The organism is Floridaenema fluviatile BLCC-F154 (genome assembly GCF_041929135.1).
Classification (GTDB): Bacteria; Cyanobacteriota; Cyanobacteriia; order Cyanobacteriales; family Aerosakkonemataceae; genus Floridanema; species Floridanema fluviatile.
In genome coordinates, this window is the sequence record NZ_JBHFNS010000094.1 from 23,060 (window position 1) to 40,363 (window position 17,304).

Annotated in this window: 10 protein-coding genes and 1 pseudogene; 4 read left to right on the forward strand and 7 right to left on the reverse strand. The window is 38.1% G+C overall.

All coding sequences use genetic code 11. The annotated features are described in order from the left end of the window. Positions 1-34 precede the first annotated feature (34 nt). On the forward strand, positions 35-1,063 hold the full coding sequence (locus tag ACE1B6_RS28305; RefSeq protein WP_413260647.1) for a WD40 repeat domain-containing protein: 1,029 nt from the start codon (positions 35-37) through the stop codon (positions 1,061-1,063). Between the two features lie 85 nt (positions 1,064-1,148). Here the strand turns inward: ACE1B6_RS28305 and ACE1B6_RS28310 are convergent, their stop codons facing one another. Next, a complete protein-coding gene (locus ACE1B6_RS28310; protein ID WP_459563123.1) occupies positions 1,149-1,745 on the reverse strand; it encodes a Uma2 family endonuclease in 597 nt (198 codons plus the stop codon). 59 nt (positions 1,746-1,804) lie between these two features. Here ACE1B6_RS28310 and ACE1B6_RS30190 point away from each other — a divergent pair. After that, positions 1,805-2,719: pseudogene (locus ACE1B6_RS30190) on the forward strand (RpnC/YadD family protein). Positions 2,720-2,845: 126 nt separating this feature from the next. Here the strand turns inward: ACE1B6_RS30190 and ACE1B6_RS28325 are convergent. The 4 genes from ACE1B6_RS28325 to ACE1B6_RS28340 form a co-directional block, all read right to left on the reverse strand. Then, entirely contained in the window at positions 2,846-3,436 is a 591-nt protein-coding gene (locus ACE1B6_RS28325) for a hypothetical protein (protein WP_413260651.1), read from the reverse strand. Then, entirely contained in the window at positions 3,433-4,251 is an 819-nt protein-coding gene (locus ACE1B6_RS28330) for a prohibitin family protein (protein ID WP_413260652.1), read from the reverse strand. The genes ACE1B6_RS28325 and ACE1B6_RS28330 overlap by 4 nt, the downstream gene beginning before the upstream one ends. 7 nt (positions 4,252-4,258) lie before the next feature. Further along, positions 4,259-6,274: a PAS domain S-box protein gene (locus ACE1B6_RS28335; RefSeq protein ID WP_413260653.1), complete on the reverse strand. Its 2,016-nt coding sequence runs from the start codon at positions 6,272-6,274 to the stop codon at positions 4,259-4,261. 282 nt (positions 6,275-6,556) lie between these two features. Continuing rightward, a complete protein-coding gene (locus tag ACE1B6_RS28340) occupies positions 6,557-8,827 on the reverse strand; it encodes a bifunctional serine/threonine-protein kinase/ABC transporter substrate-binding protein (protein WP_413260654.1) in 2,271 nt (756 codons plus the stop codon). Between the two features lie 143 nt (positions 8,828-8,970). Here ACE1B6_RS28340 and nfi point away from each other — a divergent pair, with 143 nt between their 5' ends. Beyond that, on the forward strand, positions 8,971-9,660 hold the full coding sequence (gene nfi, locus ACE1B6_RS28345) for a deoxyribonuclease V (protein WP_413260655.1): 690 nt from the start codon (positions 8,971-8,973) through the stop codon (positions 9,658-9,660). Positions 9,661-9,852: 192 nt separating this feature from the next. Further along, positions 9,853-14,280 (forward strand): PAS domain S-box protein, encoded by a 4,428-nt coding sequence (locus tag ACE1B6_RS28350; RefSeq protein WP_413260656.1) that lies wholly within the window; start codon positions 9,853-9,855, stop codon positions 14,278-14,280. A 249-nt stretch (positions 14,281-14,529) separates the two neighbouring features. Here ACE1B6_RS28350 and ACE1B6_RS28355 read toward each other — a convergent pair whose 3' ends face one another. Both ACE1B6_RS28355 and ACE1B6_RS28360 read right to left on the reverse strand, forming a co-directional pair. Then, complete coding sequence (locus ACE1B6_RS28355) at positions 14,530-15,660, reverse strand: DUF3102 domain-containing protein (RefSeq protein ID WP_413260657.1); 1,131 nt, start codon at positions 15,658-15,660, stop codon at positions 14,530-14,532. Positions 15,661-15,906: 246 nt separating this feature from the next. After that, complete coding sequence (locus ACE1B6_RS28360) at positions 15,907-17,256, reverse strand: glycosyltransferase family 4 protein (protein ID WP_413260658.1); 1,350 nt, start codon at positions 17,254-17,256, stop codon at positions 15,907-15,909. Positions 17,257-17,304 lie beyond the last annotated feature (48 nt).

Below are 17,304 nucleotides of genomic sequence, written 5' to 3' on the forward strand. Positions count from 1 at the left end.
GGGAAAACTTACTAACACAATAAAAGGAGGAATTATGCAAAAATTATTTTTCAGATTAGCAGCTACTATATTGTTAGTTTTAGGAACAGGAGTTGGATCTTCTGTTTCTAAATTAGGTGTGAATTTTGTTAGTGCAAAGGATGTTATTTCGCAGAATTCTAGCAGTAGAGTAAGTAATTTAGAAACTCTTTCTTTAGCTAACACTCTTACAGATTATGATTGGGTTTTATCGGTTGCTATTAGTCCAGATGGGCAGTATTTGGTGGGTAGTAATGCAGACAAAACTATTAGTATTTGGAATATAAATACAGGACAGTTGCTTAGGACTTTGAGAGGTCATACTGCTAGAGTTACTTCTATTGCTATTAGCCCCGATGGTAAAACTATTGTTAGTGGTAGTTATGATAATACGATTAAAATATGGAATTTAGCAACAGGTCAACTAATTCGGAGTTTCCGAAAAAATGTCGGTGATGTTTATGCGGTTGCTATTAGTCCAAATGGGAATAATATTGTTAGCAGTACTTCGGAAGGACTGGTAGAATTGTGGAATTTTAAAGGTGAGTTAATTTTTGCTATGGCGGGGCATACAGCGTGGGTAACTTCTGTTGCTATTAGTCCAGATGGAAAAACAATTGTTAGTGGTAGTGGTGACAAGACGATCAAAATTTGGAATCTCAACACAGGTAAGTTAGTTAAAAGTTTAACTGATTCAAATTCGGTTCTTGATGTTGCTATAAGTCCGAATGGGCAAACAATTGTTAGCGGGAATTATGATAAAGTAATCAAAGTTTGGAATCTCAATACAGGTGATTTAATTCGCACTCTCAATGGTCATGATGACTCAGTATATACAGTTGCTTTTAGCCCGGATGGAAAAAGAATTGTGAGTGGAAGTAATGATGGTGTTATTAAAGTTTGGAATTTCGATACAGGGGAGTTACTTAACACTCTGAATGGGCATTCAAACAGAGTTGAATCTGTAGCTATCAGTTCAGATGGAAATACTTTAGCTAGTGGTAGTTGGGACAAAACAATTAAAATTTGGCAAGTGTCGCGTTAATAGAATTAAGTATAACGGGATCTTGCGATCGCGTAGCGTGCCGTAGGCAATCGCCACCCGAACAAATCTGAATAAACATCTGTGTTTATCTGTGTCCATCTGTGGTTAAAAAACTCATAAAAGCATTCACCGCATCATATTGATCTGCCATGCGAGAATAGAACTCTAGCGATCGCAAATCCAACTCCGGTAAAACTTCACTATTACTCACTAATTCATATCCCGTTTCCCGCAAACAATAAACTGAAATTACCGCATCTTGCCAAAACCAAACTTCCCGCACTCCCACTCGCCGATAAATTTCTAAAACTTCAATTCCGTCACTAGTTACTATCACTTCAATTGCCAAATCTGGAACTGATTTGCGCGTACTTAAACAATAAGATTCATCAGGTTCTTTCCTTGCGCTTAACTCCTTTTTCCCGATCGTTGTACTCCCCCGTCCGTAGAAACGAATGTTTTTCATCCGCATATAAATTTCTAAAAGCTGACCTAAAGTATTTCTAGGTTCTTCGTGTTCATCAGATAAGGGAGACATAATTTCTAAACACCCATCTAAATAAGTTAAACGTGCGCCTGTTCCAGCCAAATCTGCATCCAGTTTTTCCAAAGTTTCCCATGTTACATTTGAAAGCAAAGCTGCATTTGTAACCAATCTTAATTGAGAAGTTGCGACAAACATACAAGTCACCTTTTGCGATCGCATTTCCAGTTTAACTCGTTCTGAAAATCTCAAATCTAATGACTCGACAACCACACGACCAATTTGCTAAACAATATTTAGAAGAACTCCTATCAACTATAGGTAATGTGGAAATTAGCCGGGAAATTGCCGGAGAAGTTCGACTAGTTGATATTTCCTTTGTACCTAATCCTACAGGCGATCGCGATATATTAGGATTGCTCGGTAAAATGGTAGCAACTCCCTGCTTGCTAGAACCATTTCGTAATCAACCCAGCAAAACAGAGATTCGCAATTGTATCCTCAAACTATTTTCCCTCCATAGCGAGTTACAGCGCCGCGCTAGGCGGGAAGATGAGGAACTTTCCGAAAATGAATTACCGATTTTGTGGATTTTAGCAACTTCTACTTCCACTGCTTTAGTTGATAGCTTTGGTGCTAAACTAGAGACAAATAATTGGCCTGTTGGTGTTTACTTTTTAGCCGAATCCCTGAAAACAGCGATCGTAGCAATAAATCAACTACCAGTTAATCCTGAAACACTTTGGCTGAGAATTCTGGGAAAAGGCACAACTTAACAGCAAGCTATTAATGAGATTACCGAACTTTCTCCCGAAAACCAATTACGCAGAAACATTTTAGAACTAATTTCTACCTGGCGAATCAATGTGGAAATGAAAGAAAATTTAACTGAAGATGAGAGGGAATTAATTATGAATTTAACACCAGCTTATTTAGAATGGCGGGAAAACACTTTGCGCGAAGGTATGCGCGAAGGAATACAGGAAGGAAGTTTACAGGAACGTCGCCTTGTTGTGGGAAATTTGCTGAGACTGCGATTTGATGCTGTGGATGAGGAACTGGCGAAAGTAATTGAACCTTTGCTAAAGTTACCTCCAGAAGAGTATTCGCGCTTGATACTTCAATTGTCGCGTGAAGAATTGTTGGCTAGGTTTGGTATTAGTAGTAATTGATATTAATCAACCTAGTTTTTAGCTTATGAGTGAAAAGAACTAAAGTCCTGACAACTAACTGAGTAAAAGAGTTTGTTGTGAGGATTTTAGTATTTAAGATCAGCCGTTTCAAGGAAAAGTTAAATTCTAATTCAGTTGACTTTCGCTACTCATCCATTTACGAGAACGGAGGAAAAAATAAAGGTAAATTATGTTAATAGAAATTAGTAAAGTTTTGCCGATCGCAGAATGTAAAATCTGAAAGACGGGAATTATTGCTAACAAGACTAAGAATAATTCCATTAAGGAAACGATCGCCCCATAATGCTGTCTATCCCAATAAGAAATCGGACTAATAAATCGATAGTTACTCAAAGGGAAAAAGTGACGATGTGCATCATCATTGTGAACTGGTAAATCTCCCAAAGAATGTAGCACCAAACTAATAAAGAAAATCTCTAAATTTTCCCATTTGAAATAATCACAAATCAACCATCCTGCTAAAGCTAAGGGAATGGAATGACAGATAGCGACGATACTTTGCCACAATGGTTTGTAGTAGGTTTCTGACCAAATTTGTTTTTCTGATTGACGCGCAATTAATTTTGCCCATCCGTAGAAGAAGAAAATAGGAATGTCGGGTAAAATTGCCCCTATAAAAATGGGAAAATTTGCTTGGGGTAGGGACTGTTTACCCAACAGGAAAAGATTAATTATCGCGTGACTGGGTGTGTTCACTGTTGAACTGCGGGTGATAATTCATGAGGTTTAATATTAATAAATGGTAGCGCACTATTGCCACCTAACACAGTGGGGAAATGTCCGTCCCATTTGTCGATCGCTCTTTTTTGCAAAATCTCCGCTGTTAAGTTTTCTCGGAGTAATCTTTGGGCTTCTGCTTGTCCTTTAGCGCGGTTAACTTCTGCTTGCGCTTCTTGGGTAGCTTTTAAAGCTAAAAACTCGGCTCTTTTGGCTTCTTGTTCGGCAATTTGTTTTGCTTCCACTGCTTCGCTAAACCTTTGAGAAAAGCGAATATTTACCAGCGAAATATCATCTACGGCAATGTTATACTGAGCTAATCTCGATGTCAACTGTGAGTCAATTCCCGCTTTTACTTCTCCACGTTTAGTGATAATTTGTTCCGCAGTGTAAAGCGCCATTACTGCTTTTAAGATCTCTTCAACTGCTGGATTAATAATTCGTTGCACCACTTCATTTTCATCACCAATCTGCTGAAAAACTAGGTTAGATTTATCTGGGACAATATGCCAGTTAAGCGCCACATCAGTAAATACATCTTGTAAATCTTTTGAGGAAGCTTGACCGGGGATTTGATGTTTTTGTACCCGGACACTGAGAGATTTTACAGTATTGACAATCGGAATAATTGGGTGTATTCCTTCAGTTAATACCTCTTCTTGAACTTGCCCAAATTTCATGACAACGCCGCGTTCTCCAGCATTGATAATGACAAAAGGTTTGAAGAAAATTGCTCCAACTAAAAGTAATATCGCTATACCTGCCAAGATGTAAGAAGTATTGGAAGATTTCATTGACTATTTACCTGACTTTTTCGCTGTTACTAATATAGCGAAGAAATGCTGGTTTAAATATGATTGTAAAAGATGTGCCACAGTTAGAGTTTACAGTCAGATTACCAGCAAGCTGTTCAGTTAAGTTGGAGACTAATTGTAAACCTAATGATTCTGCTTCTTCGAGTTGAAAGTTTGCTGGTAAACCAATCCCATTATCGCTGATTTTTAAGAATAATTTCTCTGGCTCAACCAACTTAAATTCTATATCAATTTCTCCTGATTTGTTATTAGGAAAAGCATATTTTAATGAATTAGAAAGTAGTTCGTTAATAATTAAACCACAGGGAATTGCTGTATCAACATCTAAAAATATCTTATCTACAGAAATGTTTAATTTGATATGGTTGGCTTTTAAAGCATAAGAGTTAACTAGGTTATCAGCCAATTGGTAAATATATTCGGATACAGGAATTCTCGCTAAATCAGAAGATTGATATAGTTTTTCATGTATTAATGCCATAGCTTTGACACGATTTTGGCTATCACCAAATAATGCTAATGTTGGGGGGTCGTTGATATATCCAGATTGTAATTTTAATAAGCTAGAAATTACTTGCAAATTATTTTTAACTCGGTGATGGATTTCTTTGAGTAATACTTCTTTCTCTTTTAATGATGATTTGAGTTTATCTTCGGTTTCTTTGAGGTCGCTAATATCCGCCCAATAACCCAATATTTCTAAAGGATTTCCTTGACTATCTCGAATTAATTTTGTTTGGTCATATACCCAGATATATTTGCCATTTTTATGAAGAAAACGATATTCGTGATTGTGATAATTATGCTCAAATAAATGGACTAAATCAGCAAATACACGAGGCGTATCTTCTGGGTGAATGTGATTAGCCCAAAAACTTGAATCGTTGACAAATTCTTCAGGTTCATAACCAAATAAAGAGCGAACATTTTCACTCATAAATGTCGCGCCATAATCGCCAGAAGCTTTACAGCTGTAAATGACAACGGGGTTAGAGGAAAGTAAAAAATTGAGCCTTTCTTGAGATAGTTGCAATGCTGTTTCTGCTTGTTTGCGATCGCTAATATTCTTCACCATACTAACAGCAAATAGCGGTTTCCCCTGCACATCTCGCACTAAAGAAACTGTTAAATTTGCCCAAACTATCTGCCGATCTTTGCGATAGTAACGTTTCTCCATTTGATAATGATCTAGATCCCCAGTAATCATCTTTTGATAAAGTTCTTGATTCTGATCGACATCATCGGGATACGTAAACTCGCTAAAGGTCATTTCGCGAAGTTCTTCATTGCTATAACCCAGGATTTTTTGCAAAGCGGGATTGCTAACTACAGGTTTTCCTTCCATATCAACTAAAGCAATTCCAATAGCGGCTCTTTCAAAAATTGCCCGAAATCTAGCTTCGCTTTCCCGTAATGCAGCTTCAACTTTTTGCCGTTCAGTTATTTCTACTTGCAACTTTTCATTCATCTGTTTTAAAGTTACTGTCCGTTCATCTACTCTTTTTTCTAATTCTTCATAAGCTTTTTGTAGAGAGTCTTCAATTTCTTTGCGTTCGGTAATGTCATTTTGAATGCCGATAAAATGAGTAAGCTTTCCCTGAGCATCATGCACAGGTGAAATTGTTAATTCATTCCAAAAATGTTGACCATCTTTACGATAATTTTTCAAAACTACGCAACATTCTCGCCCTTCTTTGATAGCTTGGCGAATTTGAGCGATCGCATTTAGATCTGTATCTTTTCCTTGCAAAAGTCGGCAGTTTTTTCCGATTACTTCTGAGGCTGTATAACCTGTCGTTTTTTCAAAAGCAGGATTACAGTAAATTACTGGTAAATTTGACTGACTGGCATCAACAATCACTATTCCATTTATTGCTGCTGCCATCGCCCTTTGGTAAATTCGCAAAATTTCTTCAGAACAACTTGATGTTTTCTGCGTGATGTCTGAACTATTTATCAACAAACTGTTATATATTGTGTTTGTTTCTACATCAGAAGTCATTTGATTTATCTGAGTATCTATATGGTATAAAATTTAATCCGATCTTAAGGTTTTTTTTAACATCTGCCTATCGGTATAAACACTGGTAACGTTGCAAATCTTTACTTTCTGCATACTTACGTAAATATTCTTTGTGCAACTTAACCTATTACCTAGAGTAAGAAAAACTAAAAATATTGTTTAACTTTAATAAAAAATATTTAGCCACCAGATAAAATACTTTAATTCCCTAAATAAAAACACAAATTTTAATATAAGCTTCGCAAAATATTCCCCAAGTAATTACTTTAATGGGGTGAACTGATAACCATTTTCGGGTTTTTCGGGAGTTTTGGGAGTAACTATGACTAGTTGTACTGGAGCTTCCCGATCGCCTGTAGCCCGAAAACTCACATCTCCGGTAGCTCCAGAAATTATGAAATTAGGTGCAGAAAGCGATCGCTGTACGCCTTTGCGGGTAGGATTTTTCCCAATAGCCGCAACTAAAGCTTTGGTAGCATCATAAGCAAGAGCCGTGCGCCAATTGACATTTCCGCCCCAAATTTTCAGCCCATTATTCTGAAAAAATTCTCCCTGTTTTCCGGTAATATTGCCCGGAATTGCTAACACCATTCCTGCGGCATATTCCCCCCCAATTTCTAAAGTTTTCTCACTATAAAACCCATCTCCAGCTAATAAACTTAAGCGGCGACGGTTGATATGTATTACTTGCAAAGCGCGATCGGCTACGTCACTGCTAGGAACTGTTAAAATTACCTCTGCGCCTTTTTCAATTGCTCGATCGACGCTAACTTTAGCATTAAAATCAGGTCTAGCCAAATCAATTTCGCTTAAAACTTTACCTTTTCCGGCATAGAACAAAGCATTTTTAAATTCATCTTTCAAAGACTTACTGTAAACACTAGCAGAATTATAAAATACTACTACTTTTTCTTTTTTTAACTGAGTTAACATATAATTACTCAAAGCTCTAGCTGTGAAGCGATCGCTCGGCATAGTCCGAAAAATATAACCACTAAATCCCGACAATTGCACCGCCGAACTAATTGGAGAAATTGTTACTAATTCTCCGGCTTCATAAACTGACGCAGCTGCTAAAGTTGTATCACTAATTCCATGCCCTACCACACCTAAAATATCAGCGTTTTTTACCAATTCTTGCGCCACAGATTGAGCAACTTTTGCTTGATTATCATCATGAGCAATACCCACTTTTAAGGGAATTCCATTAATACCACCCGCAGCATTAATTTCTGACTGTGCTTGGGCGACACCGCGCAACATTTCCAAAGAACTCTGTGGGCTAGTAACTAACGGCACAACGACAGCAATACTGTAAGATCTAGCATTACCAATCTGAGCATTATGCAAGTAAATCAAAGTTTCGGGATCGCTACGATTTACTTTTATGGCATTTTTCAAAGCGGAAATTGCTTGCTCATAAGCTCCTGATTTAATTAAGTCTATTCCTTCTTGTTTATAAGGGTTAATCTGCCAAGGAGTTAAACTTTGAGTACCAAAACTAATGCGATCGGCAGCAGATTCCGATTGATTGCTTGTCTTCAATAAAAAGTTAGCGTTAAAGTTGGTAGATAAGGGAATTAAATTTTTTCCCACCCAAAAAACCAGAAGAATAACTGCTGCTAATCCAGTAGTAACAACTAACAATCGCCGCACTTTTCCTAAACGATTGCTCTCTTCCGGTGGTAATTCTGTCGGAGGAACTGGACTGGAAATTTCCCCCAAAGCTTCTAATACTTGCGAGGCTGACTGATAGCGATCGCTCGAATGATAACGCACCATCTTATCTAAAACCCCTGCCAAACTGGGGCTGACTTGAGCATGATTTTGCCAGACAATTTCATGAGTTTGAGGGCTATTTGGCAGCTGCAAAGGTTGTAATCCTGTTAAAGCTTTAATCCCAATCATTCCCACAGCGTAAATATCACTATTAAACCTGGGTTTTCCTGCCAATTGTTCGCAAGGCATATAACCTTGAGTACCAATTCCCACGGTTAATTCCATCTGATCTTTTGGCTCGCCTGCCATTTGAGTTTCGATCGATTTAACTGCACCAAAATCAATTAAAACTAACCTTCCGTCAGAATTCCGGCGAATTAAATTACTCGGCTTAATATCACGATGAATTACTCCTTGATTGTGGACAAAACTAAGAATTCCTAAAACATCTTCCAACAAACTAAACACATAAGCTTCTGATTGTTTTTTCCCTGCTCTTAGTTCATCGTTCAGAGAAAGACCTTCAATAAATTCTTGAACTAAATAAAACTCTTTTTCTTCTTCAAAGTAAGCTAATAGACGGGGAATTTGGTCATGTCGCCCCAACTTTTCCAGGGTTTCTGCTTCTGTGTAAAAAAGCCGTCGAGCTACAGTTAGAAAGCTTGTATTCTGATTGGTAGGACGAAAGCGTTTGACCACACACCTGGGATAACCTGGACGTTGCCGATCTTCCGCGATGTAGGTTTCGCCGAACCCTCCTGCACCCAAAACTTGTATTACTTGATATCTTGCCCCTAACAATTTTCCCAACATAGCTTGTAGTTTAATTTGCGGAATATATTAAGCTTTATTCTAAGTATGATTAATTGTCCATTTGAATTTAAATTTAGAAAGTATCCCTCTTTGGTTTTGCTCAAGTTTCCATCGGTACACTAAAAAATAAAAGGTAGCTAAAGATGAAGATAAATCAACGTCATGATTGGCCTTTGACTGCGGAAGAAGCAATCGTGATTCAGCAGCAATTAGCCTCAGAGGTGATTACTTCCGATCAATTGACTACTGTACAGTACGTTGCGGGAGTTGATGTAGGATTTACGGAATCTGGAAGCATTACACGAGCCGCTGTAGCAGTTTTAAGCTTTCCTGACTTGCAGTTGCAAGAGTATGCGATCGCTTACCGTCCCACTACTTTTCCCTACGTTCCCGGATTTCTCTCCTTTAGAGAAGTTCCGGCTGTACTAGAAGCAATGGAAAAACTTACTATTACACCAAATTTAATCTTATGCGATGGTCAGGGTATCGCACATCCCCGTCGATTTGGTATTGCTTGTCACTTGGGCTTACTCACGAATATTCCGGCGATCGGAGTCGCAAAATCTTTGTTAGTTGGCAAACACGCAGAACTACCAGAAGAACGGGAAACTTGGCAACCTTTAATATATCGTGGCGAGACAATAGGCGCGGTTTTGCGGACACGCACAGGAGTAAAACCTGTGTATGTTTCTAGCGGACATCGAGTTAGTTTACCTACAGCCATTGATTATGTTTTGCGTTGTACTACTAAATATCGTTTACCAGAAACTACTCGTTGGGCTGATAAATTAGCGTCCAATCGTGGCTCAATATTGCCCTCAAACTCAAGCTAATTTTTCCTGGCAAATTCGCTGAATTTAGCCTTAACTTGGTAAATCAATCACTGAAACGACGGCAGTTATTACTACCAACTGCCAATCAGTAATAAAATATTGCATCAGTACCACAATCGGAGAAACTATAGAGACAATAATTAAAGGACTTAGTTGATTAGATGTGGATTACCTTTACCCTAGATTCTTGCTATGCAGAAACAGGACATTAGCTCATTTATAAATTACCATCCCTTAACTACTACATCGGACACTACCGTAAATAGGGCGATCGCCTTAATGAACCAAAATTCTACTAGTTATTTAGTAGTATTGGCTAACTCTGAGCCCGAAAGTCCTGTAATTGGCTTATTTACAGAACGAGAAATTATCCAATTAATCGCTAACGGCGCTCAATTGGATCGATTATCATTGGATTCAGTAATTAAGAAAGATTTAGCTACTATTAATGAAAGCGCCGCTGACAATGTATTTTTGGTGAACTCTTTACTGAGTAGCCATCAAGTTAATTATTTACCTGTAGTTGGGTCAACAGGTAATCTTATTGGGATGATTACTCGCCAAAGTATTCAAAATCACTTGCTAGAATCTGGGAATATCACAGAAGTTAATCAAAATTTAGTTAATTCACAAGCAACAGCATTAAAAAGTTTAAATCAACAATTACAAGAGGAAATTATTAATCGTCAACTAGCAGAAGAAAAAATTAAGACTGCCGAAGAAAAGATGCGGAAAGTCTTTGAGTCAATGACAGATTTATTAATGATTATTACAGTACAAGGAAATAACATTAAAGATATAGAAATGCTTCCCAGCAACTTCCGCTATTTACCTAATAGCAATGACTTAATGACTAGTATATTAGATATATTCTTTACCGATCATGATTACCGGATAAGTTGGATAGAAAAAATCCAAGAATCTTTAAGAAAAAACCAAAAAATTAACTTTGATTACCGTTTGATTGTGACGGAAAACGAATATTGGTTTACTGCAACTATTTCTCCAATTTCAGAAAATTCTGTATTGTGGGTAGTGAGAGATATTACGGCTCGTAAACAAGCGGAACAAGCTTATGAAAAAAGCGAAGCACGGTTTCAAACATTGGTTGCTAATATACCAGGAGTAGTTTATGAATTCGTCGAAGATTCCCAAAACAATATCAATTTTGAATATCTCAGTCCAGCAGTGGAAGAGATTCAGGAAGTACCGTTGGAACAGGTTTTAAAAAATCCCCAACTTATATTTGATGCCTTTCATCCTGACGATCGCCAAAGTTACGCCGAAGCGGTCGCCCTTAGTAGACGAAATTTATCACCTTTTTCCCATGAATGGCGGATCTTTACACCTTCAGGAAAACTGAAATGGGTGCAAGCAAAATCACGACCAGAAGGACGAAATAATGGTGATGTTGTTTGGTACGGAGTGTTATTTGATGTGAGCGATCGCAAATTTGCCGAACAAGCATTACGCAAGAGCCAAGCTAGTTTAGCAACTGCTCAAAGAGTCGCTCATATTGGTAGTTGGCACTTTGATATCGTTAAAGGAAAAGTTACTTGGTCAGAAGAATTATTCCACATTTTTGGGTTAGATCCTAATAAACCTGAACCCACATTTGCCGAACATCAAAAATTAATTCATCCAGAAGACTGTGAGGCGTGGTATCAAACAGTTAGTGATAGCTTGCAAACCGGAAAAACTTACACGCAAATATTTCGGATTATCCGGTCTGATGGTGAGATACGTTACATTGAAGGCAGAGGAGAAACTATTCTTAATGAGGCAAATCAAGTCATTGAATTATATGGCACAGCAATGGATATTACCGAACGCAAGCAAGTAGAATTAGCTTTGCGAGAAAGTGAAGAAAAATTCCGTGCTATTTTCAATCAAGCTATTCAATTTGTCGGTTTATTGCAACCCGATGGAAAAATTTTAGAAGTTAATCAAACCGCATTAGATTTTGCGGGAGTTACTAGAGAAGAAGTACTCGATCGACTATTTTGGGAAACTAAATGGTGGACAATTTCTCCCGAAACTCAATCAGAATTGAAATTAGCGATCGCCGCTGCTGCTGCGGGTGCTTTCATGCGTTATGAAGTAGATGTGATCGGTAAAGATAATCAAATTGTTACCATTGATTTTTCCCTGCGACCAATTTGTAATCAACAAGGACAAGTAACTTTATTAATTCCTGAAGGTAGAGACATTAGCGATCGCAAAATCTTAGAACAACAACTCGCCTTTAGAGAAGCTTTGCTCAATGTCTTTTTCTCCTCAGCACCAGTAGGATTAAGTATTGTAGACGAAGAATTGCGCTATGTAAAAATCAATCAACAATTAGCAGAATTAAATGGCTTACCTGCATCAGAACATATTGGCAAAACCTTCCAGCAAATCTTACCGGAAATCGCCTCTAGTTTAGTGCCTTTATATCAGCAAATTTTAGCCACAAATGAACCAGCACTTAACTTAGAAATTCGGGGAGAAGTTCCTAGCCAACCTGGAGTTTTACGTGATTGGATTGTGTCTTTATTTCCCATTCCCGGAGAAGATGGACATTCTCGCAGCGTCGGATCGGTTGTGGTAGAAGTTACAGAACGTAAACGAGTAGAGAAAGCATTACTGGAAAGCGCCAAACGGGAACAAGCACTAACCCAAGTAATTCAAAAAATTCGCCAAACATTAGAGTTACCGGAAATTTTTAGCGCCACAACTACGGAATTACGACAACTTTTAGATTGCGATCGCGTTACCATTTATCGCTTCCATGAAGATTGGAATGGAGAATTCGTCGCTGAATCAGTAGCCGATGGTTGGATTTCTTTATTAGATTCTCAACTAACAGCTTGTATCTTAAATAAAAAAGAATGTGTCATCAAACAATTAGATCAAACTGATATAGAAAATCACCCAATCAACTACTTAGCAGTAGCAGATATCTATCAAAGCGAACTTCCTAAATATCATATTGAAATTTTAGAACAATTCCAATCTAAAGGTTTCTTAACCGTCCCCATTTTCTCTGGTAATGAATTCTGGGGCTTACTAACAGTTTATCAAAATTCTCAACCCAGACAATGGCAAGAATCAGAAATTAATGTCGTCCTCCAAATTGGCACTCAACTAGCAGTCGCTTTACAACAAGCCGAACTACTTTGTCAAACCCAACGGCAATCTTTAGAATTAATGAAAGCAAAAGAAACCGCCGATGCTGCTAACTATGCTAAAAGTCAGTTTCTCGCCAAAATGAGTCATGAATTGCGTACTCCCTTAAATGCAATTTTAGGATTTAGTCAAATCATGGTGCGGAGTAAGTCTATTTCCTCAGAGCAAAGAGAATACTTAGAAATTATCAATCGTAGCGGCGAACATTTACTCAACTTAATTAATGATATTTTATCAATGGCTAAGATTGAATCGGGGCAAATCGTCTTAAATGAAAGCTGTTTTAATTTACATCAAATGCTGGAATTGTTGAAAGATATGTTCCGATTAAAAGCGGAAAGTAAAGGCTTGGAACTAAACTTTATCATAGCTTCTGATGTTCCCCAAAATATCCAATCAGATGAAAGCAAATTACGTCAAGTTTTACTTAATTTATTAGGTAACGCCATTAAATTTACTGAAAACGGCTATGTAACTTTAACAGTATTTTTAGCATCCTTAGAATTAGAGAAAACAGACGAATTATCAATAAATTTTACAGTTCAAGATACTGGCCCCGGAATAGCTCAAAATGAAATTAGTAACTTATTTCAACCTTTTGCTCAAACTCAAACAGGTCGCCAAACAGGACAGGGAACAGGCTTAGGTTTAGCCATCAGTCAACAATTTGTCAAACTAATGGGGGGAGAAATAACTGTCGAAAGCCAATTAGGTATTGGCTCTATTTTTACTTTTAATATTTTTGCCAAATTAGCATCAAAAACCACCGAAAATATTAGCTTAAATACCAGACAAGTTATCTGTTTAGAACCAAATCAACCAACTTATCGGCTCTTAGTTGTGGAAGATATTAAAGAGAATCGTCAACTATTAGTGAAATTATTAGTACCTTTAGGATTTGAAGTGCGAGAAGCAGAAAATGGTCAAGAAGCTGTAACAATTTGGCAAAGTTGGCAACCCCATCTAATCTGGATGGATATGCGAATGCCTGTCATGGATGGCTATGAAGCTACTCGACAAATTAAAGCTCATCCTCAAGGAAAAAACACAGTGATTATTGCTCTGACTGCTAGTGTTTTTGAAGAACAGCAACCAGCTATTTTAAAGGCGGGATGTAATGACTTTATGCCTAAACCTTTTCGCTCAGAAGTTTTATTAGAAAAAATTGCTAAGTACTTGGGTGTACGCTATATTTATGCAGATAATTCTCAATCAAATACTAAACATTCCCAAACCCCGACGTTAACCTCAGAAAACTTAAATGTGATGCCTCAAGAGTGGAACGCCAAATTACATCAAGCCGCCGCCGCAGTTGACGATCAACTAACTATGGAATTAATTCAACAAATCCCGGAAACTCATATTGATTTGGCAAATACTTTAATAGATTTAGTCAATAATTTTCGCTTGGACATCATTTTTAAAGTAACTGAGAGATGGCGCAAGAAATAATATTTGCTCCTGAAAGCTAATCTCCCGTTAACCTAATTGGAATAACGGGAGTAGCAGCGAAGCATCTCAGTAATACCAAATCCGGTTTAAATACTCCCGCTATTCTTTAGTTCGCGTAGGCGGACTTTGTTTGTGTAGTAGCGATTTCCATCACCCAATCATAAAGGGGTAGCTGACCCAGATTTGGTATAAGAATTTATTGCTTAAACCCTAGATTTTCTAGGAATGTAAGATGCACCCGGAAAAATTTCAAAATTCTATTTTCTCTGCCTTTAATCCTCCTCCTTTCCAATCAGAAATAATTTCATTGACTCGTTTTGGATCTGGTTCGGCAAAAATAGCAAGGCGATCTAAACGGTTAATGGTTGAGAGAATTTCTGGATAGGGCAAGAAACAAACAATTACTGTTTCTCCTAACTCCGTGTAAAGCAAAAGGATTGATTCCAGAGTGTCTTCAAACAGTCGAATATCTTTAGATTGCGGTAAGTTTTTTGTGACAATAATTCGGTTCTCGGCTGGAATAATTGAATACCAATCTTGATCGGAAGGAAAACCTAATAATAATCCCGCCCGATCGGGAACTTTCTGCATAAATTCTGCGGAATTAGGATCGCCACAATACAGTAGATGTCTTCTCCCTAATTGCCACCAAATCCCTGTCGCTTCCCGTTTGACAGCAGTTGAAGATGGTTGAGAAATAGGATTGTTAACCGCAGTCGATCTGACAGATGTTGATTTTACAGGAGTCGATTTTACAGAATTTGATGTGGTTACGGAAATCGGAATTACTCGTTTAACTTCCGGCAATTCAATTTCTTTTTTGGCTTTCGCAGGAGTTGCTTCCTTGGCTGGGCGAGTGGCGACAATTTCTACTTTCGGACGTGATTCATTGGCGGGTAAAATAACCGGAACAGGTTTTAATGGAACTGATTCGGTTTTAGTTTTATTGTCTGGCGAACTATGTTTTTGCCTAATTTCTTTGGCGATCGTATAGGTGATCGGTTCCCCTGCTTCCGCACGAGCGATCGCTTCCGAACGGGCACTTGCTGGCGTTGAAGGTGCTGCTAGGACATATAAAGCAGATGCAGCGAACTTATCAATTTGATAACTTTTTTGAAAGGAGTTCGCTACTTGCATGAATCTTGCCGCTGTGGGATAGCTCCATTCAAATTCAGCAGCTATCCAATCTAAGAATCTCCCGTGGGCGAGTTTCTCTTTAACTAAAATTAACTTTTGTCCGATTTCAATGATATCTTGTGCAGTGCGCTTCATGAGCGCCCGAATTTCCGCAGTTTGTTGCTGAATGAATAAACTGGTTTCTGCATCAAGCATGGTGTAATCAAACACTTTTTGCAGTGAAGAATGCGCTGAGGCTGGCATTGGCTACTCTAAAATAACGTTAATTGGCTGATGTAAGTATCAAATTCTCTTGTAGCACATCAAACACAGTATTTTCCTCTGTCTAGGGTTGGATATTCTCTAGAAGACTTGAATCAAGAGATTTGTACTTTGGTAAATATATCACGCTAGAGGCGATCGTAAAAGTATCTATAACTAAACAATATAAGAGCCGAGAATAGAACAATCTTAACTCACTACTCCCGACTCCCGAACTCCTGAAAAACTTTAGGAAACTTTACCCAGTTTTGCCGATCCTACGGCAGAAACTTCCAACTCAGGAACATTACTTGACCAACGAGTAGGCAAATGTAAATGCCAGAGTTGTTCATTCATAATTGACCTAGCCAATAAACAACGATAAAGATCGCTCAACTGTCCTGCTACATAAGCCCAACTAAAGTTTTGTCGCACTCGTAGTGAAGCTTGCTTTCGCATTTTTCTTGCCCAAACATCATCAGTTAAAATCCGATCGATCGCCACACTAAAAGCATCAATATCATGAGGCGGAACTAACAAACCTGTTTCTTCAGGAATCACAGTAAATTTCAAGCCGCCAACATTGGAAGCCACTACAGGCGTACCGCAAGCCATAGCTTCAATTGCCACTAAGCCAAATGGTTCGTAGTAACTTGGCACTACACAAACATCAGCTGCGGCATAATAAAAGGGTAGAATATCATGATCTAAGCGACCTGTAAATAGGATATTTTCTGTCAATTCTAATTCTTGAGCTAACAGTTTAATTTTCTCCTCTTCCCGATCGCTTTCAGAATGAGGATCTTCTCCCCCAGTAATTACCAAGCGAAAATTTCCTTGACTCTTTGCCTGACAATTCCCGCAAGCTTGCAGCAGTGTTTCTACACCTTTACGTCGATCGAATCGCCCTACATACAAAACTATATTTTCGCTTTGGTCAAATCCTAACTTTAATCTAGCTTCAGTCTTCGATAATAACCGGAAGTTACTAATATCTGTGCCACTAGAAATTACTTGAATTTCTCCAATTTCAGAAACCAATTTTCGCAAAGCTTCTTGTTCTTGGGGACTAGTAGCAACTACACAGTTTGCTTGCTCTAAAACTTGTTTTTCTATTGCTAATCTAGTTTCTGCAATTGGTGGTTGATAACCAGCTGCTTGATACTTGACTATACCTAGAGAATGATGAGTATGTATCAATTGAATATTGCGTAATTCTTGTAATTGCAAACCAACCCAACCAGAAAGCCAGTAATTTGTATGCACTAAAGGATAATTTGTGCCTTCTTTGCTTTGAAATTTGAGAAAAGCCTCTAAAAATTCTGGCAGATATTCCAACAAATCGTTTTTAGGAATAAATTTTTCTGGCCCTGCTGACAAGCGAATCGTGCGACAATCAGGTGAATGTTGAACGATTGTCGGTTCGTTATGATTAGCTTTGCGGGTAAACATATCTACTTGCCAACCTAATTTAGCTAACACTTCTCCCACATTTCGCACATAAACATTTTGTCCCCCAACATCTTGTTTTACCACTTCTGCTGCGGGATCGGCATGAAGGGAAATTAATGCGATCGGCTGTCTATTACGATGAGACATATCCGGTTCTCCTGTTATTCTCTTAAAAGAACGATTCGTGATGTTAAC